General features: G+C 59.2%; 14 protein-coding genes and 5 pseudogenes. 16 read left to right on the top strand and 3 right to left on the bottom strand.

What is annotated here, in order from left to right; genetic code table 11:
- Position 1 precedes the first annotated feature (1 nt).
- Positions 2 to 439 carry a hypothetical protein gene (locus tag AC0X69_RS00450; RefSeq protein ID WP_482610249.1) on the bottom strand — a complete coding sequence of 146 codons (438 nt, stop codon included), beginning with the start codon at positions 437 to 439 and terminating at the stop codon, positions 2 to 4.
- A gap of 785 nt (positions 440 to 1,224) precedes the next feature.
- On the opposite strand from AC0X69_RS00450, the pseudogene AC0X69_RS00445 reads away from it, so the two are divergent.
- From AC0X69_RS00445 to tnpB, 7 genes and pseudogenes are all read left to right on the top strand, one after another.
- A pseudogene (locus tag AC0X69_RS00445) lies at positions 1,225 to 2,342 on the top strand (ISAs1 family transposase).
- A 241-nt stretch (positions 2,343 to 2,583) separates the two neighbouring features.
- Positions 2,584 to 3,579, top strand: a complete 996-nt coding sequence (locus tag AC0X69_RS00440; protein ID WP_482610247.1) for a hypothetical protein — start codon at positions 2,584 to 2,586, stop codon at positions 3,577 to 3,579.
- A 524-nt stretch (positions 3,580 to 4,103) separates the two neighbouring features.
- Entirely contained in the window at positions 4,104 to 4,223 is a 120-nt protein-coding gene (locus tag AC0X69_RS00435) for a helix-turn-helix domain-containing protein (protein ID WP_482610245.1), read from the top strand.
- Between the two features lie 21 nt (positions 4,224 to 4,244).
- Positions 4,245 to 5,087: pseudogene (locus AC0X69_RS00430) on the top strand (IS30 family transposase).
- 66 nt (positions 5,088 to 5,153) lie between these two features.
- A pseudogene (locus AC0X69_RS00425) lies at positions 5,154 to 5,425 on the top strand (IS110 family transposase); the annotation flags it as partial.
- Positions 5,426 to 5,554: 129 nt separating this feature from the next.
- Complete coding sequence (gene tnpA, locus AC0X69_RS00420) at positions 5,555 to 5,926, top strand: IS66-like element accessory protein TnpA (protein WP_256035853.1); 372 nt, start codon at positions 5,555 to 5,557, stop codon at positions 5,924 to 5,926.
- Positions 5,923 to 6,228 carry an IS66 family insertion sequence element accessory protein TnpB gene (gene tnpB / locus AC0X69_RS00415; RefSeq protein ID WP_482610243.1) on the top strand — a complete coding sequence of 102 codons (306 nt, stop codon included), beginning with the start codon at positions 5,923 to 5,925 and terminating at the stop codon, positions 6,226 to 6,228. The genes tnpA and tnpB overlap by 4 nt, the downstream gene beginning before the upstream one ends.
- Here the strand turns inward: tnpB and AC0X69_RS00410 are convergent.
- The gene (locus AC0X69_RS00410) at positions 6,216 to 7,097 is read right to left on the bottom strand and encodes a hypothetical protein (RefSeq protein ID WP_482610241.1); all 882 of its coding nucleotides are present in this window, start codon (positions 7,095 to 7,097) and stop codon (positions 6,216 to 6,218) included. The two genes, tnpB and AC0X69_RS00410, sit on opposite strands and share 13 nt — an antisense overlap.
- A gap of 165 nt (positions 7,098 to 7,262) precedes the next feature.
- Here AC0X69_RS00410 and AC0X69_RS00405 point away from each other — a divergent pair, with 165 nt between their 5' ends.
- Positions 7,263 to 8,084, top strand: a complete 822-nt coding sequence (locus AC0X69_RS00405; RefSeq protein ID WP_482610239.1) for an IS5 family transposase — start codon at positions 7,263 to 7,265, stop codon at positions 8,082 to 8,084.
- On the opposite strand, the gene AC0X69_RS00400 is transcribed toward AC0X69_RS00405, so the two are convergent.
- A complete protein-coding gene (locus AC0X69_RS00400) occupies positions 8,078 to 8,770 on the bottom strand; it encodes a recombinase family protein (RefSeq protein ID WP_482610237.1) in 693 nt (230 codons plus the stop codon). The genes AC0X69_RS00405 and AC0X69_RS00400 overlap by 7 nt on opposite strands.
- Positions 8,771 to 9,427: 657 nt before the next feature.
- On the opposite strand from AC0X69_RS00400, the pseudogene tnpC reads away from it, so the two are divergent.
- The 8 genes and pseudogenes from tnpC (at position 9,428) to AC0X69_RS00360 (ending at position 24,817) form a co-directional block, all read left to right on the top strand.
- Positions 9,428 to 11,032: pseudogene (gene tnpC, locus AC0X69_RS00395) on the top strand (IS66 family transposase).
- Between the two features lie 2 nt (positions 11,033 to 11,034).
- Positions 11,035 to 11,268: a hypothetical protein gene (locus AC0X69_RS00390; RefSeq protein WP_256032252.1), complete on the top strand. Its 234-nt coding sequence runs from the start codon at positions 11,035 to 11,037 to the stop codon at positions 11,266 to 11,268.
- A 44-nt stretch (positions 11,269 to 11,312) separates the two neighbouring features.
- Positions 11,313 to 11,862, top strand: a pseudogene (locus AC0X69_RS00385) (transposase); the annotation flags it as partial.
- 531 nt (positions 11,863 to 12,393) lie between these two features.
- Positions 12,394 to 13,629, top strand: coding sequence for a trypsin-like serine protease (locus AC0X69_RS00380; protein ID WP_482610235.1), 1,236 nt, complete (start codon positions 12,394 to 12,396; stop codon positions 13,627 to 13,629).
- A gap of 112 nt (positions 13,630 to 13,741) precedes the next feature.
- A complete protein-coding gene (locus AC0X69_RS00375) occupies positions 13,742 to 14,671 on the top strand; it encodes a peptidoglycan-binding protein (protein ID WP_482610233.1) in 930 nt (309 codons plus the stop codon).
- A 48-nt stretch (positions 14,672 to 14,719) separates the two neighbouring features.
- Positions 14,720 to 18,133 (top strand): tetratricopeptide repeat protein, encoded by a 3,414-nt coding sequence (locus tag AC0X69_RS00370; protein WP_482610231.1) that lies wholly within the window; start codon positions 14,720 to 14,722, stop codon positions 18,131 to 18,133.
- On the top strand, positions 18,130 to 21,327 hold the full coding sequence (locus tag AC0X69_RS00365) for a CHAT domain-containing tetratricopeptide repeat protein (RefSeq protein ID WP_482610229.1): 3,198 nt from the start codon (positions 18,130 to 18,132) through the stop codon (positions 21,325 to 21,327). Before AC0X69_RS00370 ends, AC0X69_RS00365 begins: the two co-directional genes overlap by 4 nt.
- 163 nt (positions 21,328 to 21,490) lie before the next feature.
- On the top strand, positions 21,491 to 24,817 hold the full coding sequence (locus tag AC0X69_RS00360; protein WP_482610227.1) for a CHAT domain-containing tetratricopeptide repeat protein: 3,327 nt from the start codon (positions 21,491 to 21,493) through the stop codon (positions 24,815 to 24,817).
- Positions 24,818 to 24,905: the final 88 nt, after the last annotated feature.

Raw genomic sequence — 24,905 nt, 5'->3', positions numbered from 1 at the left:
TTCAGCCGAGCAAGCTCGGCTCGGCCGTCGTCTCGGCGTCCCGCGTGTCGGCGCAGATCGCGTCCTTGATCAACTTCTCCGTCGTCTGCTGGAAATGGATCCACAGGTCCGTGTGCACGTCGGAGAACTGCCGCCACACCACCGCATCAAAAAACCGACGCGGCGCCCTCACCATGATCGTCGTGCGGCGCTGGCGCGTGTAGCGGAAGGGGCGAAAACCGTAACGACGACAAAGCGCGATGAACAATTGCACCGACCATTCGTCCGGCAGGCTGAACTTCATCTCGACGGGAGGGTCGAGCCGGGACGCTTCGTCGAGCCGCGCCTTCAGGCGCTCGGCGGCGGCGCCCGCAGCCTCACGCTCTCCGGCGCTCGTCGCCCCAAAATACAGCGCCTCGACCTTCCGCAGGCGCTCGCGTAGCTGATTTTCGATCTCCACCGTCGTCCCGCCTTTCCCACGGAACGACGCCAGTTCCCCAAGGCGTGGTCAACATCGCGCGTGAAGCTGTCCACAGCCGATACCCGCGGCGCCGCCGCACCGCTTACACTTAATCTAACGGACGGTGTTTTCAGCCACGCAAGGAAGCCGTGGCGGGGCGGAGTTGGTGTGGTAGCGCAGCCCCCGCCACGGCGACTCCAGAAAGACACCGATATGACCAAGAATCAGAAAGTGATCCGCGCCAAGGCCCAAGCCGCCGATGATAATATCCGCTGCTGAATGATCGCAGTGTAGATCTCGCGAAGACGCGTGCCGGCATCAAATAAGCAGTAGCGTCTTTCCAAAAATGGAAGCAATATCCACCGGTCAGGCTGAGCCTGCGTATCTGACGGATCTGCCCTGACTGCCCCGTCGTTCATTTCTGGAGCACGCCCTTTATGACGATTAGACTTGCCTCCAGCTTGATCTCAGCCTTTTTTGCGTTGATACCCGCTCAAGCTTGGAGCTACGACATTGACCTCGGTCCATTAGGACACGCCTGTGATACGTGCGGAGGAGGCGTTATAGGCGGCCTACCTATTGTAGGTCACGCGCTCAACGAAGCACAGGCGCAATCGTCAGGTATTGCGCTTGAGCAATGGTTCTATGCTTCCCGGAACACAGCAATAAGGGGTGCCCTCCCGATTCAGGGCTGTTCAGTTCTCTGAACTGTGAGGCATTTTCCCGATTCCCGGCTCGGTAGATATGTGAATCTATATGCGACAACCCGAATCGGAGGTTGTCGCATGCAGGCGTCGCTGCTGGAGATTTTGCGCGAGATACCGGACCATCGTCGGCGAGAAGGCAAGCGGTTCGATTTGGCGACCGTGCTGCTTTACTCGATCCTCGCCATGGTCGCCGGCGCGAATTCCTACCGGCAGATGCATGAGTTCATCCGTGCGCATCTGCAACGGCTCAATGCGGCGTTTGGCCTGGAGCTGCCTTATTCTCCGTCCTACACCGGATTGCGTCTGATCCTGCAAAGCATCGACCCGGCGGCGCTGGAGACGGCGTTCCGTCGTCACGCCGCGAGCTTGCCGCGTCCGCCGCAGGCAGAGGAGCTGACCGCAATCGCCGTTGACGGAAAAACGCTACGCGGCAGCTTCGACGCCTTCGCTGATCGCAAGGCCGCGCATATGATGTCGGCGCTGCGTCACGTCGACCAGATCGTGCTCGCACATGTGATGGTGGCGGAAAAGAGTAATGAAATTCCTGCGGCGCCCGAATTGATCGAAGCCTTGGGGCTGAAGGATTGCCTGTTCACGCTCGACGCCGAACATTGCCAAAAAAATTGTTCGAACGCGTGATTGCATGCGGCAATCATCTGCTGACCCAGGTGAAAGACAATCAACCCAAGCTGCGGAGCCGGCTCGAACTGGGCGCCGCGGGCCGCAAGCCGAGCGGCTATGCCAAGAGCATGGCGAAAGGCCGCAACCGTTGGGAGACGCGCGAACTGACGGTCTTTCCCGCCAAGGCGTGGTTCCGCCATACGCCTTGGGAGCCGCTGATCAAAACCGTATTGCGGCTTGAGCGCACGGTTTGCCGGCGCAATCCGGCGACCGGGCTTTTCAAACAAACGACGGAGATCGTCTTTTGGGTTTCTTCCGCCGTCGGCTCGCCGCCGGAACAATGGAACGAATGGATCAGAGGCCATTGGCGCATCGAGAACGGCAGTCATTATGTGCGCGACGTCGCCTTCGCCGAAGACGCCTCGCGCATCCGCAAAAACCCCGACATCGTCGCACGCATACGCTCATTCGCCTACAATCTGCTGCGCGCAGACGGCTGCCAAAACATCAAAAACGCCAGATGGCGCAACGCTATCGATCTCAACGAAGTCCTAAAAATGCATTGGATTTGTTGAGAACTAAACAGCCCTGGCTGCGCCCCTCGCGCAAAATGCCAATGATCTGCTCTTTCGTGAACCGTTTCTTCTTCATCTCGTCCGTCCTACAATAGGCCGGACTCTAATCGACGTGGAGGAGTTTTTCAGAGGCAGGTCAACTTCCCTCGAAGAAAGTGATCCGTCTTTGTCTAGTTGCCGTAGCAATTTCATATTAAGATTGAGCTATAAAATTTTGATTCGACATTGCGGGGGCGCGAGCATGATAATCCTCAGATCGGCAAACCGTAAACTCGCCCTAGGGGCAATTCTCCTTGCTTCTATTTCTCTAGTTGGTTGCGGTTCAACATCGCTCTATCTTACCGAATCTATTTATCTCACGAGCCCGTTCCCCCCTGAGGAGCAAAATGACGACCGCTATATGTTCATTGCACCATATTTTGCGAAGCTAAAGACCAGGCTCAACATAGCAGTTAGCAAAGATTCCAAGATGTCAATAACCACTGTCGCGGTCCCGGAGGCTCGTTCATACCTTTACGTCTTAAAAAATGCTCTATTTGATGATACTATAGCGGTTGATGTTGACGCGGATGGACTTTTGACAAAGTCGGGAACTACCTCCAAGCAGCAATTAACAAGTATCATTACTACTTTAGCGCAAACCGCCGCCCAGCTAACGGGCGGCCCTCGGACTGCGGGGGTTGCAGGCGAGGAAGAGGATCCTTGCCAAAAGGTCTTTAAATCCTTGGCAGAGAGTAGCACTCTTACAGAGGATATCTCCACTACTCCCCAATCATATCTGATTAGAAAGGGGCAAAACGGTGTATCAATTTGGTTGGATTTAAACTTTAATGATTTAAAGCCTGCCGAGGCGGTGACTAACGCCCCGCACGAAGGAATAGTGGTTTTTTATCCTTACCCGGCATATGCAACACTTGTTTGCAAATCAGCAGACAAGGCTGTATTGGTAAAATATGCGGCTGCAAAAATTAATTTATACAGAGATAGCCACTTTATTGACCCGAAACGCGACTTCTTTACTAATGAGGATCACGTGGCGACGCTCGAGGCGGGTTTTTTCACCGGACAAACTTACAAGGCGCAAAGTTCCGCTAAGACAGTAGTGGATACAATTACTGCGCCGGTGCGAGCTGTCATGCCCACTGTTACGGTCAACACACAAGTTGTCAGCGTGCCTGGTAGCGCTGACAAAATTACCACGACCACAAGTAGAACATCCCCCAAAGGAGGTCAGTGAATCTCACCCCCTTGCTGCAACGCTGGTCAACGCTCTTTACAGGCCGCGGCAGGGTGACGGCGGGATCGAGTGCGCCGCTCCAAAGGGCTCGGGCGATGTTGGCGACGTCGTTTGCCCTAACGATGTTGAGGGCTTGCGAACGCAGGCGCGCCATGACGCCTGGATTGACGCGGGATGCGGCTGGCGTCTTCAGCAAGGGTCACGTCGCGAACCCAATGGCTCTCGTTCTCCCCAGCCCAATGACCGCGGATGGCGCACGCGAAGATTTCCGCGGGCAACATGACGGACGACGCATAAAAAGAGGTTTCTTCCCGCCCTTTCCAGAGCCCTGTGGCGGCGGAACGAATCAATGTAAATCGCATGACACGGACGATTGCGGCGATCAACGGCGCCCATTCGTCGTCATCGAGGGCAGCGCCGGGACCATAGACTTCGACAGGCCGGCCTGCGTTCTCACGCGAAGTGCAGCACCCCCTGCCGATGGGATATCGGCAGGTTGTTCAAGCCATTATGGGAGTGTTGCTATGCGAGGCTACTCGCACCTGTCGGAAGACGAAAGAGATCAGATCGCCGTTTTGCGCGCCGCCGGACGCTCCCTTGGCGCCATCGCCGAGACGCTCTGCCGCGCGAAGTCCACCATCTAGCGGGAGCTGCAACGAAACGCCTTGCCGAGCGGCCGCTATTCGCCGCTTCACGCCGCTGGAGCCTATCAACTGCGCAGACGGCGTGAAGTGATCCTCGAAAAGGATCATAAGCTCAAGGCCTTTGTCTGCGATCGTCTCGCCGAAGGCTGGCCCCCTGCACAGGTCGCCGGCTGGCTCAAGGCGGGCCATGAGCGCGGCCTGCGCGCTTTGGGACTCGCGGCCAATTACGCCTTCGTCCATCGCGCCGCCCGCAAAGGCGAAGAGTTATGGCGATATTTGACCCGGCGGCATAAGCGCCGCTGGCCACGCCGGGCGAGGCCGTCCCGGGATATGATCAAAGATCGGACCTCAATCCACGATCGGCCGAAGGACGTCGACGCTCGCGCCGACATCGGGCATTGGGAAGGCGATCTCATCATCTGCAAGCGCATGGGCCCGTGCTTGTGCTGCATGAACGAAAATCCCGCGTGACATTGGCCGCCCATCTCGACGGCAAGACCCGCAGAGACCATCTCCGTCATGCTTGCCGTGTTCGGGCGCATCGATCAGGCCTTGCGAAAATCCATCACCTTCGACAACGACACGACTTTTGCCCAGCATGGCTTGCTACACTCCATGCGTGACATGACGATATGGTTTTGTGACGCATATGCCTCTTGGCAAAAAGGCGGCGTCGAAAACGCCAATGGCCGATTACGCCGCTGGCTGCCTCGCCACCTTGATATCGATCAGCTCTCAGACGAGGACATTCAGGAAATCGTCCTCACCGAAAACCTGACTCCGCGAAAATGTCTTGGTTTTAAGACCCCGTTCCAGGCCATTCTCGCTGAACTTGGCAAAGACGTGAAAATCCGCTTCGCTTAGTCCGTTGCGCTTCGCATCAGAATCCAGGCGTTCTTCCTGGCGATTTCGCGCCAGATTGCCAGATTGCGGCTGTCGTCGACGGCGATGGGCGCGAGGCCGAACAAGACCGACCGCAACGACGCGCGATCGCGCAGATCATGCGCACGGCTGGTTCCGCGAGGTCCATGTGAAATACCCGCACTTTCGCGCGTGGCGCTCGCTTCTGGTCCCGCGCCGAACGGTGCTCAACGAGATGCGCACAATCGAATGTGGTTCGCGCCATCCTGCGCGAAGTCGGGCTGAAGCTCGGGACGCCGAGCCGAAAAGAGTTCGTTGATTGCGTTCGCACTCTGATCGACGACGACAGGGCTCTTGCGCGTATGCCTCCGCGGGGGGCCGCCTGGCGTTGATTGCGGTTTTTGAGATAGCTGCGTGACGGGTGGCGCGATGATCGTGTCCACTACTATTACAAGCGGACACTATCGCCGATGTCGCGCAACGATGCCGATTCGCCGGCTCTCCGGCGCAGGCGCCGGTCCTGGTCTCTCGATGAGAAGCGCCGGATCGTCGACGAGAGCCTCGAGGATGGAGCTTCGATCGCCGAGGTTGCGCGACGGCACGACCTCAACACGAACCAGCTCTTCACCTGGCGTCGGCAGTTTGGCGTCGAGCTGGCCACGCCGCAGGAACGCGCACCGATCCTGCCCGTAACGATCACGCCGGACGCGACGTCGGAATATTCCGCTCCAGGGTCGACCGGCCAGATGGAGATCGTGCTCGCCGAGGGGGATCGGATCATCGTGTGGGCCGATGTCGAGACAGCCGCGCTGTCGCGGGTCGTGAAGGCGTTGCGGCGGTGATCCCGCTGCCGGCGGGCTGCCGGGTCTGGATCGCGACCGGCCATACCGACATGCGGCGCGGCATGCATGGTCTTGCCCTTCAGGTGCAAGAGCAGTTGAAGCGCGACCCGCATGCTGGCGATCTCTATATCTTCCGCGGGCGCCGCGGCGATCTCGCCAAAATCCTCTGGCATGACGGGATCGGACTATCGCTCTACGCCAAGCGGCTCGACCGCGGAAAGTTCATCTGGCCCTCGGCGAGCGCGGGCGCGGTGTCAATCTCGGCCGGGCAGATGGCCTATATGCTCGATCACCCATGTTGATGCCCCTCCTGGTCAGGCCGACAGATTCTGAGATCGAGGCTGTCGATCATGTGGTTTCGAAGGTCTCGAACTCCCTCCAGGACGTTTTCTGCGTCGCCGAAGAGATACGCGCCATTGGGCTGCCGATCCACCATCAGCCGCTGTTTCCTGATTTGCACATACAGCCAGTTTACGGGGATGCTCAGCTTCGCCGCCAGCTCCTGCGCGGAAAGAGCGCCGGCGCTATGGGTCCATCGCGTGCGGGCGCGCGGGAGTTCGACGCGCGCAGCAAGCCGGATTTTCTGCACAGTGACGGGGAGAACCTTGTCCTCGCATGTCGGGGAGCGATGCCCTTCGCTCGTGAGAACGGCGGCGATTGCGTCGTCGTACAGACCCTCGCGCGCCAAGGTGAGCGCGCGCTCGCGCATTTCTTCGGCGCGCGCGAGCTTCGAGAGGGAGGCGACTCTCATTCTGACCTCGAGGCAGGTAACGGCGCCGCCACGCCAGACGATGCGGACGGTCGCGATGTCGTGTCCGCCCCGATCGAGGATGACCTTGTCGACGAGACATCGCAGCAGCGCCTTCCGGCGGGCGTCGGAAGTGGCCGGGTCGTCCCAAATTTGCGGCAGACGTCCCGCCAAGTTGATGACTTTGCCCTCCAAGGCTTTACCGATCCCGAGCCGCGCGCCGACGTCGGGTGAAGCTTGACGGTCGAGCGCCTCTTCGGCTGCCCGGACTTCGATCAAAGCCGCTTCCCAACGGCGTTCGAGCTCGGCGGCGACAAGACGATTATCGGGGTCCACGCGATTGAACTGTCGCTCGGCCAGTGACGCCTCGTATCGCTTCCGTTCGAGCTGGCGCTCGGCGCTCGTCCGCAGGGCGGCGTTCACCTGGGATCGTGCGCGACGGGCCTTCGACAGGGCATCGAGTTCCGCCGGCGCCAACGCCGTCAGAAACGCCTCGGCGACGGCGGCGTCGACCGGCGCCGCGCGAACGTGCTGAGAGACCGTTTGAGAATGGTTGCGACGGAGTGAGGGGCGTGATTCAAGCTTGGGATGTGGACCCGAGCGAATCGCGCCAAGATGGCCGCCATTGAGAAGAAAACCAAGCGTTACCCAACGGATTTGACCGATGAGGAGTGGGAGCGCGTTGAGCCGTTCCTTCCCTCGCCGGCGCGCAGAGGGCGCAAGCCTTCGGTCGACCCACGCGAGGTTTTGAACGCCATCCGCTACATCGCCCGCGCCGGCTGCGGCTGGCGCATGCTGCCCAAGGATTTTCCGCCCTGGCAAACCGTCTACTGGTGGTTTCGCCGCTTCATGCGCCGTTTTCTGTTTGAGACCATCCACGACGTGGCGCTGATGATCGACCGGGAACGCGCTGACCGCGATGCGAGCCCATCGGCTGGCGTCATCGACAGCCAATCGGTCAAAGCTCCGGCGGCGCAAGCGCGGGGTTACGACGCCGGCAAGAAAATCAAAGGGCGCAAGCGCCACATTGCGGTGGATACGGACGGACGGCTGCTCATGGTCAATCTGACGACAGCGGATGTTTCCGACTCCGCGGGCGCGCAGCATATTCTCGACGCCATCCGCAAGCGCTGGCCGTGGGTCAAACATCTCTTCGCTGACGGCGCCTATGATCGCAGAAAACTCATGGATAAGGCGGCGTTCAAGGAGTTCGTCGTAGAGATCGTGCGAAGGATCGACGCCGATCCGGGCTTCAAGGTTCTGCCGCGACGCTGGGTCGTCGAGAGAACCTTCGGCTGGATGACCCGCTGGCGGCGCCTCGTGCGAGATTACGAAAAGCGCATCGACGTCTCAAAAGCCATGATCCACGTCGCAATGGGCGGCCTCATCTTGCGAAGGATCGCTCATTGAACAACATTCTCAAACGGACTCTGACAGGTCGGCAGACCTTCGTTGGAGCGCAGATGATTGCAGACATATTCGCCGCCGCGACTCTTGTAACGGACGTACATCTTGTGTCCGCAACGTGCGCACCAAGCGATCCCATGCAGCAAGAGATCGCCGTCGCGAGGCGCGCCTCTGGTCTTGATGCGCATGTACTCGGCTCGGTTGTCTTTCAGGGCGGCGTTGATCTTTTCATAAGTCGGCCAATCGATGTAGGCGGGATATCGGTCCTTCACGACAATGCGCCATTCACCCACGGGGCGCGGCGCCTTCATCTTCGACGCGCCTTCGCGCCCGCCGGCATGCATCCGCGTCCGTCCATAGACGAAAGCGCCCGCGTAGGCGGGGTTTTTCAGAATCGAGGTCACGGACGAGACAGTCGCCCGCGCCCAGCAAGAATCGCCTCGCCGGTCGCGTCGCGGCAGATCGAGACCGCGCTCGTTGAGTTTGCGCATGACTTGGGCGGCGGCGCCGAACTTCAGAAACAGCTCGAACACCAGCCCGAGCCGGTCCTGAACCGCCATATCGGGATCTTTGACGACCACGCCGCTGGGATCGCGCGTCAGGCCGATGGGCAGATTGAGCGCGAGTTCGCCACGTTCGGCTTTTGCGAGCAGGCCGGCCGTGAGCCGGCTGCGAATGGTGTGGACCATCCGAGCTCGCGAGCGCGTTGACGCAGCGCGTATTGCAGCCTCAGGCTTTCTTGATTGCTCACCACCTGATGCGGCGTCGACTGACGGATATAAACGACCGCCTTGCGCGCCAGGTGAGCCGGCTTGACCAGTTCGGACATCATGGGAGAGCTCCGCCAGAATGGCCGCGACGTCGTCGACGACTTGGCGGCGCAGAGCGTTCGGCAACGTCGCCCAAAGATCCTTCGGATCCATGCTCATCGCCTTCGAGACATTCTGCGGCTGAAACGAGCTCGCGAAGCGCCTCTATACTCAGCTTAGTTTGATTCGTGTCCTGTTGATAGGGCTCCGTTACAGCTATTGGGATCAATAGACTGGCGCCCTTCAGGTATTCGACCTCGTATGAGGGGGACACGACGCCGCCAGGAGATCTCGCGCGCCCGATGACCCGAAACGATCGCCCGTAAAGCGGGTGTCGCGGGTCGCGGACCTGAACGACCGATGATTCATCAGCCTGCTCAGAGGGGATATTCCTGAATGCCTTCGCTGGAAGGAATCGACTGGCGAAATCCGCAACTCACCTACAGGCCGCAAAGCGCGGCGTGAGGCGCGAAAAATCCGGGCACGGGGGCATTTTGGGGCGCCTCGAATCGCTGGATTCGTGATTCACTTCAGGTCATGGACGCCGCCGCTCTTCTCGATGAAAACGCCGCGCTGAAGGCGGAATTCGCCGTCGCGCGGGCGAAGGCGTCGGAAGACATGGCGCTGATCGCTGCGCAAAAGCTCCAGATCGCCAAATTGCAGCGCCAGATCTACGGGCAGAAGTCAGAGCGGTCGGCGAGGCTGCTCGATCAGTTGTCGCTCGAACTCGAAGAGCTGGAAACGAGCGCGACGGAAGACGAACTCGCCGCGGAGCGCGCTGTCGCCAAAACGACGACGGTCGCTGGCTTCGAGCGCAAGCGACCGGAGCGCGACACCTTCCCCGACCATCTGCCGCGCGAGCACGTCGTGACCGAGGCGCCGAAAGCCTGCGCCTGTTGCGGCGGCGCGCGTTTGCGCAAGCTCGGCGAGGACGTGACGCCGACGCTGGAGACGACGCCGCGCCAGTGGAAGGTCATCGAAACCGTGCGGGAGAAGTTCACATGCCGCGACTGCGAGAAGATCACGCAGTCGCCGGCGCCGTTCCATGTCGTCGCGCGCGGCTGGGCGGGTCCGAGCCTGCTCGCGATGATCGTGTTCGAGAAGTTCGGACAGCATCAGCCGCTGAACCGGCAGGCCGAGCGCTATGCGCTCGAGGGCGCGCCGATCGCGCTGTCGACCATGGCCGACGCAGTCGGCTCCGTCTGTGCGGCGCTCGAGCCGCTGCTGCGTCTCGTCGAGGCGCATGTCCTCGCCGCCGAACGGTTGCATGGGGATGACACTACGGTTCCAGTCTTGGCGAAGGGCAAGACGGACACGGGCCGGTGCTGGGTCTATGTCCGCGACGACGCGCCCTTCGGCGGCGCCGGGCCGCCGGCGGCGATGTTCTATTACTCGCGCGATCGGCGCGGCGAACATCCGTAGGGCCATCTGTCGACTTATTCCGGCATCCTGCAAGCGGACGCCTATGACGGCTACAACCGGCTGTATCTGGCGGGGCGCGCGCCCGGCCCGATCCACGAGGCGGCGTGCTGGAGCCACGCGCGACGGCCCTTCTTCGCCATGGCCGACATCGAGGCGAACGCGCGTCGCAAGGCGGCCGGGAAAAAGGAAATGCCCCTTTCGCCGATCGCTATGGAAATCGTGCGTCGCATCGACGCGCTGTTCGCCATCGAGAGATCGATCAACGGCAAGAGCCCCGAGGAACGGCTTGCTGTTCGTCGTAACGAGAGCCGGCCGCTGGTCGACGCGCTCCGGACTTACATGCGAGAGCAAGTCGCGAAACTCTCACGCGGACACGACCTCGCCAAAGCGATACAATACATGCTGAAGCGCTGGCCCGCCTTCACACTGTTCCTCGAAGACGGGCGCGTTTGCCTCTCCAATAATGCCGCCGAACGCGGCCTGCGCGGCATCGCTTTGGGAAGAAAATCGTGGTTGTTCTGCGGTTCAGATCGCGGGGGCCAGCGTGCCGCCGCCATGTACAGCCTCATCGTCACGGCGAAGATGAATGGCGTTGATCCGCAGGCATGGCTCGCCGATGTCCTCGCGCGCATCGCCGCCCATCCCGCGCACCGGCTTGATGAACTGCTTCCGTGGAACTGGCGCCCGCCGGCTCAGCGGGCATCAGCGCTGGCGGCCTGAGCATGCACGTCAACAAGGTCGATCACGTCACGACCGTCGAGCGCGTCGCCGCACGTCTCGGTGAGAGCGTCGACTTCATCCACGACGTCGCTCTCGAAATGGATGCCGAGGACGGCGTCATCTGGGTCTACGGCATCGGAGACGACGGCGTTCTCGCATTCACCGACTTCGGCATCGAAACTCTCGTCGAACTCATCGAAATCCACAAGGACTTGAAGTCGAGCGCGGACGCCTGACGCAGCGCGAGATCAGCCTCTGCGGCCCACGCCGGATGCTTTCTCTTGCGCAAACGCTCGAGCCTTTGCTCGGCATTCTCGTCACTATGCTGCGACAGTTTGCCAAATTGACTAGGCAGGCGCTCGATATTGTTCGCAGGGAGCCCGTATGCCGCTGATTGATGAGCGCCCGGGCGTCGGACCGCTCACCGCCTGGCGTTTCGCGCGACGATCGACGATCCTTCACGATTCGAACATTCAAGAGCTGTCGGGGCGCATCTGGGGTTAATACCGAGACGCTATCAGTCGGGCGAAACCGACGTGCAAGGACGGATCAGCCGATGCGGTGACGAACTGGCGCGCACGGCGCTCTATGAAGCGGCCCATTCTCTGCTGACGCGCAGCAAGAAATGGTCGAGCCTGCGGGCGTGAGGAATGAAGTTCGCCACGCGGAGGGGCATGGCGAAGGCGCGCGTCGCCGTGGCCCGCAAGCTTGCGACGATCTTGCATCGCATGTGGGTCGAGGCGACGGCGTTCCGCTCCGGCCGCGAGACCGTGTCGCCGCCGCCTGGAGCGCATAAACGTCTCACCGGCAAAGGAGACCGAAGGATATAAAGGTTCTCGAGTTCCGCATAGCGGAAAGGCGTCGTCTGATGGCGACGACAGGCAGGGCGATCTCGTTGAGAGTCCGGAACCCGAAGGCGAAAGCCTCTGAAGTCGTGAAACAGATTGAGACGCCTTACCTTCTGACCCATCATGCGGCGGTCGCGTGCCGACCGTGCAGAGAAGCGTGTGATCCACGCGAACGAAGCCACCGGCATGCGGCAAACCGGAGCAGCTCAGGAAATCACTTGACGAAGAGAACCCCAATCAGAGAGGTCTCTCATCTTGATTGCCACGCGTTACTGTGTTTGATATACAAGCTAAACAGCGGACGACTCACATTATACGTATGCAACCTTCTAATCAAAGATTAATTGACAGAGCCGTCGAATAAATGGCGGGAAGAAGCGGGTCGGACGCGTCGGCTCTCACGACAACGCTTTGTCTGGAAGCGCCGAGGAAGGGAGGTGGGTAATGGCTTGCGCCCGAAATGTGCTTCGGTCTCTCAGATATGCCCCTATTGCTTTTGCAGTCTTAGGTTCCTTGAGCGCCGCTAACGCTGATGATTTGAAGCGGGGCTTCGATTATGAAAAGGAAGAAAATCGGCGCGTATTGAATGAGATAATTGATCAAACGCAAGAGGCCCTCAGGACGCTTGATAAACCCGAGGAGGCTCGCGATGCGCGAGCCGTACGCAACAGACGCGAACGAAGCCAACCTCGAATAGTGAATGGACGTGGAACAAAAGAATACCCCGCGGTTGGAGCCTTGTTGAAGGGATCCGAATCTCGGGCAGCAATTGCTTGGTGTTCAGGCACGCTGATTGCGCCAGACAAGTTTTTGACGGCGGCACATTGCATTGCGAAAGATCCGCGCCCGAGCCAATATAAAGTGTTCTTGCACAGCGCTGGTTTCCTAGATGTCAGCGCGATCGACTGGCAAAAAGACCTTTATCAATTTCCCAAGGCGGACGTTGCCATTCTGACTCTAGCTGCTCAAGTTTTGAGGATAACGCCTGAGGCAATGCTGAAGAACGAGCGACCGTTGCATGGGACGCTTGGTACAATCGTCGGCTTCGGACGCACTGGCGGGTTAAACCAAGACTACGGCCTCAAACGCGAGGGGTTCATCGAAACGGCGGCCTGTCCAGCAACACAAAGCGGCATACCGCTGGTCTGTTGGAATTTCTCGGCCGAAGTGCAGAACGGTGCGCTAAGATCCAACACGTGCAACGCCGATTCAGGCGGACCGCTCTTTGTCTACGAGGTCGTAGGAGGCCGGCAATACCGCAGGCTTGCGGGCGTGACCTCAGGGGGCGAAGCAGAAGATTGTTTGCTCGGTGATCAAAGCTATGACGCCGATGTGGTTGAGTATTCGAAGTGGATTGCGGAGCAAGCTCGGGTGAGCGGTGAGCCCGCACCGGTGGGTCCGGGGCCAGCATTGGTCACGGAACGCGATGTTGCCGCAGAGACCTCCAAGCTTACCGAAGCTCGTCCTGAAATCACGTTTCCCTTCGATGTCCGCCAAGGCATTGGGACTCTTATGGTGGCCATGAATGGAGACGATAGTGGCAGCGGCCGTAACAATTTCGATCTCTATGTAATCCGGACGAATGCGGGTGCAGATACCGTTGTTTGCAACGAGGAGGGACCTGGACAGTTTGCATTTTGCCGCTTTGAAAACCCGGGTTCCGGGGCATGGAAGGTCATGGTTAAGCGCAAGAAGGGGGAGGGAGCAGTTCAGGTCGTTGTCACCCAGCTCCCAGCCGCCGCGCCATAGCATTTGAGTGGAATGCGCTTGCTTGCTTCAGGCGATTAGAAATCATTCGGTTTAGCGCCGAAGCGCACTTTTTGGGGGGGTTGGAATGACACCGAGAACTCTGCGTAGCTGCATGGCGATCGCGTTGTTGCTGACAGGCAGTTCTCTCCTCGCTCAAACTGAACAGGATCGGGCGGCAAATCGGCCCACTTCGGAAGAATATCGGCTCGATACAGGTACTCTCGCCCGATTCTCTCCGCGCGCCCGAGCGGATCTCATTGGGGTGATTCTACAGCAGTGGAAACTCGCTGAAGCCGAAGGCATCAATTCGGCAGACAGAGTTCACCACTTCATCGCACAGATGGCGACCGAGACGGGCGGCCTTCGGCTAATCGCTGAGAACATGAACTACTCCGCAGAGCGTTTGCTGAAGGTATTTCCACGCAGGGTGACGCCCCAACAAGCGGAACAGCTGGCGCACAAACCGGTTTTAATTGCGAATCACGTCTATAATGGAAGGCTAGGAAATCGATTGCAGAACGATGGATGGGATTACCGGGGTTCCGGGCTTATCCAACTCACTGGGCGTGGGAATTTCTCGAGCAGGGGAAAGGAGCTGGGTCTTCCATTTGAGGATAATCCGGAAATGGTCCGCACGCCCGCAGCCGCGTTCCAAGCCGCGGTTGGATATTGGACCGCCCGCAAAGTAAACGCGATTGCAGATACGGGAGATCTACGCGCGGTACGAGTGGCTGTGAACGGAGGAACAAACGGCCTCGAGGAATCCGGTCTTTGGCTGGCGCGCGCTCGGCGATATATCAGGGCAGCGGGCGCTCGCGAGGCAGAGAACCAAGCCGAGGAATCGCTTGCTGTTGAGCGAACGCTGCGCAGTCTCGGGTTTTTGCAGAGCCCGAGGTCAGGCGAACGCAGCGCGCTTGAGGACGTCGACAGCGCCGTGAAACGGTTTCAGCGCAGCCGGGGATTGCCCGAAACCGGACAGGTCGATGAGGACACGCTCTACGAACTCGTCGATCCTGACAATTTCAGGAAAGAGGAACCTTAGAGCTGATGGCGAGCATCGCTCGAGTGCTCGCTCCGGCGGGACTTTGAGATGAACCTCTATTTTTTCGCAAAGCCAAGGTGTCGCGGCCTGTGCGCATTGGTTCTGCTGGGTTTCTTTGCAACGAATCAAGCTCGACCTCAGTCCTCTGAGCGCGCGGTCCGCAACTTCGACGAAGTGTTTTCATCTGGACGGATGCTTGAGGCCTTTGCGCTAGCTAAAGAAAACCTAGATGCCGCCAAGCAGGTTTCGCAATACGATCCGGGCGCACTTGCGGAGCGGTTCGCCGATACCTCGCGGGCGCTAATAGGCCTGCGGCGATCGGCCGAAGCCATACCTTATATCGATCAAGCCTTATCGATGAGCACGGACTCGCGCCAGCGCGCTCGGCTATCCAATATACTTGCGACTGCTCTGATCGGCACCGGCAAGGGGGCTGATGCAGAACGCCTGCTCAAAGAGCTTATAGAGCTCCAATCAGCCGCAGGCCCCTCGGCTGCGAGCGAGCTCAGTCAAAACCTTTATGATCTCGGTAACCTGCAGCGGGAGTTAGGCCGACTAGACGCTGCCCAGCTGTCCCTGCAACGTTCATTGAATATCCGACTAAATTTGCTTGGAAGGCAGCATCCCGACGTAGCTGCCACGCTAGTAAGCTTGGGAAACGAGCGGTGGCAGCGGGGAGACTACGTCGACGCGAAAGAACTCTACGAACGAGCGCTTACGATCCTGGATAAGCCTGCTCACGCGGATGACCCACGCTTGGCAACGGCGTTGAATAATCTGGCTACTACCCTGGTCGAACTGGGAAGGTTCGATAACGCACTTGCTCTTCACAATCGAGCGCTAGCAATTCGGGAGAGGTCGCTAGGTCCAGAGAATTACGAGGTTTCCGTCAGTCTGAATAACATTGGGAATGCTTCGAGAGAGTTAGGTCGACTATATGACGCACAAGGTGTTCTTAGGCGAGCACTGGCAATCAGAGAGCAGTGGGATGCTCCTAACAGCCCGAGTGTTACGACAATTTTAAACAATCTTGCCTTGGTCTACGCGGCCATGGACCGGCGAGAAGATGCTGAGACGCTCTATATTAGAGCAATTGAAATCCTGCAGGACCGTCCTGATGCTGGCCTAAGAGGCTTAGGGCAGATCCTTTCAAACTTGGGCCGCTTGTATCTCTCGTCAGGCCAAAACGACCAGGCCGAAAAAACATTAAAGCGCGCATATGACGTGAGTGTCCGGACGAGGTCGCCGAAACATCACGAGATCGCGACAGCCCTTAATTTTTTGGCGCTGATCAAGATACGAATCGGCCGGTACGACGAAGCGATTTCGGATCTCCACGAGGGTTTGGCTATTCGGAAGGAAAGCCTGGGCAAGGATCATCCTCACACAGGGATCACCGAAACTCGACTGGGTGAAGCTCTGTACGAGAAAGGACAGCAACGCGAGGCTGAAGAGTATGTGCGGCGCGGAATCGAGAGCTTGCAAACCCAGCTCGGTAACGACCATCCCGAGACGGCGGCAGCAGTGCGGCAGCTCGGCTCAATCCTAGTAGACCGTGGGGAGTTGACGGAAGGATTTAGAATGCTCGAGGCTGCTGCGGCGACACACACCAAACTCCAAGAGTTCAACTTCGCGCAGTTTGCAAGCCTTGATCAAATCAGTGCTGGGAAGGTGATCTATGGGGAACTCGTGCGAGCAGCCTTGCTCCGTTCAGGCGACATTCCTGGACACAGCGATGATCTAGAACTTGCCTTTTCTGCTGCCCAGTTGAGTTCCCGCACCGTCGCTGGCACGGCCCTCACTCAGATGAGTGCTCGATTTGGTTTAGGGTCAGGAGAATTGGGTCAATTAGTCCGCGGCGCACAAGACCTTTCAGAGCTCAGATCAGCAATCGATCGTCGTCTCTTTGCCGCGTTGACATCTGCAGGGGGACGCAATGAACAGATCGTATCAGTTTTGCGCCGTGATCTCGGGGCAGTAGAGGATCAGCTATTGAAATCAGCCCAGCGGTTAAAGGCTGAGTTTCCAGGTTATGCAGCTTTCGCGCGCCCGTCACCTCTGACGACTGCGCAAGTTGCTAGCGAACTCGCAAGCGGTGAGGCTCTCATCATGTTCTTGGACCGCCCCAAGATCGGACGGTCGGCAGAGGAAACGACAATCTGGGTGGTGACGCGGGAGACTGCGCGATGGGCGCGAACACCGTTGGGCACGTCGGCGCTCACCGAGAAGGTCCAGGCGCTTCGCTGTGGTCTCGACAGCGAGGAATGGGAGGGGATCAGCCGGCCGGCTCGCTGTGGACGTCTGTTGGGGATGAGGATGCAGCCGCGGTTGGCGGACCCGCTCCCGTTCGATCTCGGGATTGCGCATGAACTCTACCAAGCGTTGCTGGGTCCGGTTGAGGACCTGATCAGGGACAAGCACCTCCTCATCGTCCCCTCCGGCCCACTCACAAGCTTGCCGTTCCAGGTGCTGGTGACGGAACAGCCCCAATCGGTCCGGCCGAAGACCTTCGATGGGTATAAGGGGGTAGCGTGGCTCGGCCGGCGCCAGCCCCTCACGGTTCTGCCTTCCGTCGCCAGCCTGCAGGCGCTACGCAAGTTTGCCAAGGCGAGCATGGGAGAGAAGCCATATCTTGGCTACGGGAACCCCGTGCTGCTGGGCGACGGCGGGTGCCGACGCCCGATGATGACGAAGCAAGCATGCACGCCGCCCCTGATAGTAGCAGCCAATGGCCCGATGCCATCACGCGAACGGTCAGACGTGCGCAGCGGCAGCCTTGACCGGATCTACCGCAGGGGCGCTGGCCAAGAGGCTGTGATTGCGGAGGTTCGCGCGCTCTGTCCGCTGCCGGACACAGCCTTCGAACTCCGGTGCGTGGCGAAGAGCCTGGGCGTCCCAGAGAGCGAGATCCGCCTTGGACCATCCTCAACTGAGGCCGACATCCAACGGCTGAGCGAGACGCATAAGCTCGAGAACTATCGGGTGGTGCATTTTGCCACCCACGGGCTCCTCGCCGGCGATACTGAGGCGATGGCCCGTCGCCAAGGAGAGCCGGCTCTGGTGATGACACCGCCAGATCGCCCCAAGGATGCCGACGATGATGGCCTGTTGACCGCCTCAGAGGTCGCGCAGCTGAGGCTCAATGCCGATTGGGTGATCCTGTCGGCCTGCAATACGGCCGCCGGCGACAAGCTCGGCGCAGAGGCCCTCTCCGGCCTTGCACGAGCGTTCTTCTATGCTGGCGCCCGCGCCCTGCTCGTCTCGCACTGGCCTGTCTACTCCGATGCCGCCGTGCAGCTGTTGGACAAGACCTTCGCGGAACTGCGTCAGGACAAAACCATGGGCCGATCCGAAGCGCTTCGCCGCGCCATGGTCGACCTCATGGACGACCCTCGCCAAGACGATAACCCGCACCCCTCCATCTGGGCTCCATTCTCCCTCGCCGGAGAAGGTGCTCAATGAAACGCTACCTGCGAGAATTCGCGAGGCGCAGCTTTAATTGCGCGCTTGTCGGACTGAGCATGCTTTTAAGCGGTACCCTTGCCTTAGGTCGGCCGCTGGAAGAAATCGACCGCTTGTCCACGCTCGCCGAGCGATATAGCGCGGAAAACAGATGGAACGAAGCTATTGCTGTCGACGAGCAGGCTTTGGAGATTGCTTCTCGTAGCGCAAGCACGGAGGATGCGCGTATTGCCGACATATTGGACCGTCTTGGCCGGCACTACGCGAGATCCGGCGATCCGCGCGCTGCTGAGGATCGTTACCGAAGGGCGCTAAAGATCCGCAGACAACTCCACCCGATGGCTCTTCAGACCGCCATCACCCTAAACAATTTAGGAGGTGTTCTGAAAGACCGCGCGCGCTTTTCCGAGGCAGAAGACCTGTACAAAGAATCGCTTGCCATCCGGCAAGCTCTTAACAATCAGATGGCTGTAGCTACTGTCCTGAATAACATTGGCCTGCTTTACTTAACTCAACTGCGTTTCACCGAAGCTGAGCCGAACTTTGTAAATTCCCTCGACATACGCGCTCGAATCAAGGGACCGACCTCCTCCGAGGTTGCGACCGCGCAAAACAACCTTGCATTTTTCTATCACCAAGCGGGCCGATTTGCGATTGCAGAGGATTACTATAAGCGGGCTGCCGCAACTCGCGAACAAAGACTTGGGCTTAATGACCCATTGTTAGCCACCACACTTGGTGGACTCGCAGTGTTGTATCGAGTTCAAGGGCGTTATGACGAAGCCGAACCGCTCTTCGAACGTTCGCTTTCCATCCTGCGTAGCAGGTTGCCGCCAAATCATCCAGACATCGGCACCACCTGCAACAATTTCGGCAACCTACTCATGGACGAGGGGCGCTACGATCAAGCCGATATACTGTACCGCTGCGCGTTGGTCATCCGTGAGAAGCTTAACAACACACCCGCGGTGGCTACTACACTGATTAATCGCGCTGGTCTCCTTGCACGCCGACGGGCTTATTCCGAAAGCGAAGCGCTGCTTACACAGGCACTTGAGATGGTGCAAAGGGACTTCGGAACGGAAAGTCTACGCGCGAGCGTCATCATCAACAGCATGGGCGGGCTTGCGCTGGAGCAGTCGCGCCGATCTGAGGCGCAAGAGTTTTTTGAGCGAGCGCTTGCCATTCGGGAAAAGGCGCTCGCCCCAAGTCACCCGGACATAATCGAGTCGCTCGGCAATTTGGGAGGCTTGTATTACCTCAATGGGGAATGGGGGAAATCAGTCGCCTTCTTTCGCCAAGCGAGCCATGCGGCTATGTCGCGATCTCGGAGAGGAGGCAACTCAGTTGGCGGCGCTCTGCTCGATAGAGAGCAAGACGACCTTACCCTGCGTGGCCGCGTGTTCGGTTTTTTTGCGCAATCGACATTCCGGTTGGCCGCTACGCAACTTGCTGACTCTGGTTTACTCGAACGGGAAGCTTTCGAGGCTGCGCAATGGGCCCAGCAATCCGCCGCTGCGTCGTCTCTAGCGCAAGCGTCTGCGCGACTGAGCCAAGATGATCGCGATTTGGCTACTATGATCCGAGAGCGTCAGGATCTCGTACACGAGTGGCAGTCGAAGGATGCCTATCTCGTGCAGAGCTTTTCGCAGGATCCTAACGATCGCGATTCAAGTCTTGAACAGGAATTCCGCACTCGGGTGGCGGGGATCGAGAGCCGGGTGGCTGAGCTTGACGAGCAACTGCAGAAAAATTTTCCCAGATACGCTGCCCTGATTCAACCGAGGCCGCTTGGAATCGGTGAGGTGCAGGCTCTGCTCGGACCTACCGAAGCTCTGATAACTATATTGAGTACCGAAACGGTGCGAGCGATAGAGGGTGCAACGTTTATCTGGGTGGTGACGCGGGAGACTGCGCGATGGGCGCGAACACCGTTGGGCACGTCGGCGCTCACCGAGAAGGTCCAGGCGCTTCGCTGTGGTCTCGACAGCGAGGAATGGGAGGGGATCAGCCGGCCGGCTCGCTGTGGACGTCTGTTGGGGATGAGGATGCAGCCGCGGTTGGCGGACCCGCTCCCGTTCGATCTCGGGATTGCGCATGAACTCTACCAAGCGTTGCTGGGTCCGGTTGAGGACCTGATCAGGGACAAGCACCTCCTCATCGTCCCCTCCGGCCCACTCACAAGCTTGCCGTTCCAGGTGCTGGTGACGGAACAGCCCCAATCGGTCCGGCCGAAGACCTTCGATGGGTATAAGGGGGTAGCGTGGCTCGGCCGGCGCCAGCCCCTCACGGTTCTGCCTTCCGTCGCCAGCCTGCAGGCGCTACGCAAGTTTGCCAAGGCGAGCATGGGAGAGAAGCCATATCTTGGCTACGGGAACCCCGTGCTGCTGGGCGACGGCGGGTGCCGACGCCCGATGATGACGAAGCAAGCATGCACGCCGCCCCTGATAGTAGCAGCCAATGGCCCGATGCCATCACGCGAACGGTCAGACGTGCGCAGCGGCAGCCTTGACCGGATCTACCGCAGGGGCGCTGGCCAAGAGGCTGTGATTGCGGAGGTTCGCGCGCTCTGTCCGCTGCCGGACACAGCCTTCGAACTCCGGTGCGTGGCGAAGAGCCTGGGCGTCCCAGAGAGCGAGATCCGCCTTGGACCATCCTCAACTGAGGCCGACATCCAACGGCTGAGCGAGACGCATAAGCTCGAGAACTATCGGGTGGTGCATTTTGCCACCCACGGGCTCCTCGCCGGCGATACTGAGGCGATGGCCCGTCGCCAAGGAGAGCCGGCTCTGGTGATGACACCGCCAGATCGCCCCAAGGATGCCGACGATGATGGCCTGTTGACCGCCTCAGAGGTCGCGCAGCTGAGGCTCAATGCCGATTGGGTGATCCTGTCGGCCTGCAATACGGCCGCCGGCGACAAGCTCGGCGCAGAGGCCCTCTCCGGCCTTGCACGAGCGTTCTTCTATGCTGGCGCCCGCGCCCTGCTCGTCTCGCACTGGCCTGTCTACTCCGATGCCGCCGTGCAGCTGTTGGACAAGACCTTCGCGGAACTGCGTCAGGACAAAACCATGGGCCGATCCGAAGCGCTTCGCCGCGCCATGGTCGACCTCATGGACGACCCTCGCCAAGACGATAACCCGCACCCCTCCATCTGGGCTCCATTCTCCCTCGCCGGAGAAGGTGCCCTATGAGAAAACCTGATTCCCAATCATTGCCTAAGGCACCAGCGCTGTCATCCGAGCGTGGGGCGCGGACACACAATAGCGGACACTGGCATTTCCGCGCTGGGGAGTAACCATTCGGCACCACCGCAATTCGCGCGGCAGCATAGTGCTGGCTTTTGGGGGACGCCAGATGAACGATGATGGCAATTCGCTTCCTGATAACGTTCTCAGGTTGAGAGCCCTTTCAAACAAGACTCTGTTTAATCGTCTATGCTCCGACGCGCTCAGGAAACTCACTCGAGTTGTGGTGCTCCTGACCTTCTTAGCGGCAATGCCGACGTCCCGTGCACAAACTCCGGAGGAGATGGAGGCAGTTAGTCAATACGTGTTCCAGCTGTACCAACAAGGACGTTACGATCAGGCACTTCGAATAGCGGAGAAAATGCTCGTAACCACGGAAAATGCTTCGGGATCCGACCACCTCGCCGTAGGTACTTGGGCATTAATCACTGGAACAATACTATCGGCTCAGGGCAAATACGATGCTGCAGAGCCTCTCCTAAAACGTGCGTTGCAAATTCGCGAGCGCTCCCTCGGCCCAGTGCATGTGGCCGTCGCTGAGTCAGCAAACAATCTTGCATCCCTTTATGTCAAGACTGGTCGATTCTGGGATGCAGAGCCACTGCTGATTCGTGGCCTAAACATCCTAAAGGGTCTTCTCGGTGAGGAACACACACAAACATGGGCTGCTATGAACAACCTCGCTGCCCTCTATGTCCATCGTGGATTGTTCAACGACGCCGATGTCGTTCTTCGTCGTATTGTTGAGTTAGCTGAGAGTAGAGGTGATACAAACGACGACTTCTTTTGCACAGCATTAAACAACTTGGCCACCGCCTCTTTTCGTCAAGGCTCCTATTTAGAAGCCGAGAAGCTATTCAAACGCGCTTTGAGGATCGCCGAGGCAAATTCTGGACCGGAAAGCATTATCTACGCGAGGCAAATGAATAGCTTGGCGCTCCTCTATGTTCGGATCGGCCGATACGAACTCGCTGAGCCCCTGTATAAAGCCGCGCTGAAAATTTTGCACAAGAGGCTTGGCCCTTACCATCTCGACGTAGCTGAAATAACGGGCAATGCGGCAGAAATGTATCGTGCGATCGGCCGCCTAAATGAGGCCACGCCGCTGTATGAGCATGCTCTTGCTATTCGCGAGCGACTCCAAGGACCAGATCATCCGGATGTAGGACGTGTCTTGAACGATCAGGGTTTGCTATTTCTCGATGCAGGAAAACAAGGCGAGGCTCGAGGTGCTTTTGAGCGTTCCGTGAAGATTATGAGGTCGGCGCTTGGTTCAGAGCACCCTTTTGTTGCCAGCTCCATAAACAACTTAGCCATATCTTACCTTAAGGAACGGCGGCTCGCCGACGCAACCAACCTGCTCAAGGAAGCGATTTCCAGTCAGGCCAAGGGTGCGAACCTCGGAACGAGGCTGACGGCCACGCTCTACATCAGTTTAGGGAGAGTTTATGCTGCTGATAACAATTGGGCAGAAGCGGTCAGCTCTTTGGAGCACGGGACTGAAATTCTAATTCAGCGTACTAAGCGTATGGCGAGCAGCCATGCAATGACGACCGAAGCCGAACCGGAGTCGGTCCGGGAATCAGGTGCATTCTCGCTTTTCGTAGAAGCGGCCCATGCGTTGGCGAGTTCTGGCGGGATAAGACCGGACGCTCTATCGGCCGCTGCTTTTGAACGTGCTCAATGGGCTATGGCGTCCAGAGCGGGCGATTCACTTCGAGAGATGGCCGCTCGGTTGACGCGAGGAGACCCAATCCTGTCGAAAATGGTTCGTGACCGTCAGGATCTGCTGAAGGAATGGCGTGGTCTCGATGAACGAGCGGTTTCGATGGGTGCAGACCGCATGAGGAGCATAGACTCCAAATTTGAGCTTGTTCTACGCCAAATCAGCGCAATCGAGCGTATTTTGGCCGAATTAGATAATTCACTTGCGGCTCGCTTCCCGGAATTTACCGCCTTAGAATCGCGTAGCACGCTTTCTGTTTCACGTGTTCAGGCACTTCTTCAGCCGGATGAGGCCGTGGTTCTCATTTTTCTCGCGTCCAATCGCGATTTTCAGGACGAGACGTTCGTTTGGACGATTACTCAACGAGAGGCTCATTGGTATCAGCCTAAACCGAATAATGGCGAAGCGTTGGGCACGTCGGCGCTCACCGAGAAGGTCCAGGCGCTTCGCTGTGGTCTCGACAGCGAGGAATGGGAGGGGATCAGCCGGCCGGCTCGCTGTGGACGTCTGTTGGGGATGAGGATGCAGCCGCGGTTGGCGGACCCGCTCCCGTTCGATCTCGGGATTGCGCATGAACTCTACCAAGCGTTGCTGGGTCCGGTTGAGGACCTGATCAGGGACAAGCACCTCCTCATCGTCCCCTCCGGCCCACTCACAAGCTTGCCGTTCCAGGTGCTGGTGACGGAACAGCCCCAATCGGTCCGGCCGAAGACCTTCGATGGGTATAAGGGGGTAGCGTGGCTCGGCCGGCGCCAGCCCCTCACGGTTCTGCCTTCCGTCGCCAGCCTGCAGGCGCTACGCAAGTTTGCCAAGGCGAGCATGGGAGAGAAGCCATATCTTGGCTACGGGAACCCCGTGCTGCTGGGCGACGGCGGGTGCCGACGCCCGATGATGACGAAGCAAGCATGCACGCCGCCCCTGATAGTAGCAGCCAATGGCCCGATGCCATCACGCGAACGGTCAGACGTGCGCAGCGGCAGCCTTGACCGGATCTACCGCAGGGGCGCTGGCCAAGAGGCTGTGATTGCGGAGGTTCGCGCGCTCTGTCCGCTGCCGGACACAGCCTTCGAACTCCGGTGCGTGGCGAAGAGCCTGGGCGTCCCAGAGAGCGAGATCCGCCTTGGACCATCCTCAACTGAGGCCGACATCCAACGGCTGAGCGAGACGCATAAGCTCGAGAACTATCGGGTGGTGCATTTTGCCACCCACGGGCTCCTCGCCGGCGATACTGAGGCGATGGCCCGTCGCCAAGGAGAGCCGGCTCTGGTGATGACACCGCCAGATCGCCCCAAGGATGCCGACGATGATGGCCTGTTGACCGCCTCAGAGGTCGCGCAGCTGAGGCTCAATGCCGATTGGGTGATCCTGTCGGCCTGCAATACGGCCGCCGGCGACAAGCTCGGCGCAGAGGCCCTCTCCGGCCTTGCACGAGCGTTCTTCTATGCTGGCGCCCGCGCCCTGCTCGTCTCGCACTGGCCTGTCTACTCCGATGCCGCCGTGCAGCTGTTGGACAAGACCTTCGCGGAACTGCGTCAGGACAAAACCATGGGCCGATCCGAAGCGCTTCGCCGCGCCATGGTCGACCTCATGGACGACCCTCGCCAAGACGATAACCCGCACCCCTCCATCTGGGCTCCATTCTCCCTCGCCGGAGAAGGTGCTCACCAAGGACGATCGGCGAAACGGCAAATACGAGAACGTCGCCTTTGACAGAGCTGGCCCGCAATTTCGGGCAGTAGAGTGATGGAGTCGTCTAATCGCGGCTGCCGTGTCAAGTAATTTTTCGTGACGTCCAACG

The sequence above is a fragment of the Methylocystis sp. Uni0008 genome, from assembly GCF_056838045.1.
This window is presented reverse-complemented; position numbering and strand designations above follow the sequence as displayed.

What these genes read in the sequence shown, in the direction of transcription:
- AC0X69_RS00440 (WP_482610247.1), top strand. Translation starts at nt 2,584, where the DNA reads ATGATAATCCTCAGATCGGCAAACCGTAAACTCGCCCTAGGGGCAATT.
- AC0X69_RS00435 (WP_482610245.1), top strand. Translation starts at nt 4,104, where the DNA reads ATGCGAGGCTACTCGCACCTGTCGGAAGACGAAAGAGATCAGATCGCC.
- tnpA (WP_256035853.1), top strand. Translation starts at nt 5,555, where the DNA reads ATGTCGCGCAACGATGCCGATTCGCCGGCTCTCCGGCGCAGGCGCCGG.
- AC0X69_RS00405 (WP_482610239.1), top strand. Translation starts at nt 7,263, where the DNA reads ATGTGGACCCGAGCGAATCGCGCCAAGATGGCCGCCATTGAGAAGAAA.
- AC0X69_RS00400 (WP_482610237.1), bottom strand. Translation starts at nt 8,770, where the DNA reads ATGGTCCACACCATTCGCAGCCGGCTCACGGCCGGCCTGCTCGCAAAA.
- AC0X69_RS00390 (WP_256032252.1), top strand. Translation starts at nt 11,035, where the DNA reads ATGCACGTCAACAAGGTCGATCACGTCACGACCGTCGAGCGCGTCGCC.
- AC0X69_RS00375 (WP_482610233.1), top strand. Translation starts at nt 13,742, where the DNA reads ATGGCGATCGCGTTGTTGCTGACAGGCAGTTCTCTCCTCGCTCAAACT.
- AC0X69_RS00370 (WP_482610231.1), top strand. Translation starts at nt 14,720, where the DNA reads ATGAACCTCTATTTTTTCGCAAAGCCAAGGTGTCGCGGCCTGTGCGCA.
- AC0X69_RS00365 (WP_482610229.1), top strand. Translation starts at nt 18,130, where the DNA reads ATGAAACGCTACCTGCGAGAATTCGCGAGGCGCAGCTTTAATTGCGCG.
- AC0X69_RS00360 (WP_482610227.1), top strand. Translation starts at nt 21,491, where the DNA reads ATGAACGATGATGGCAATTCGCTTCCTGATAACGTTCTCAGGTTGAGA.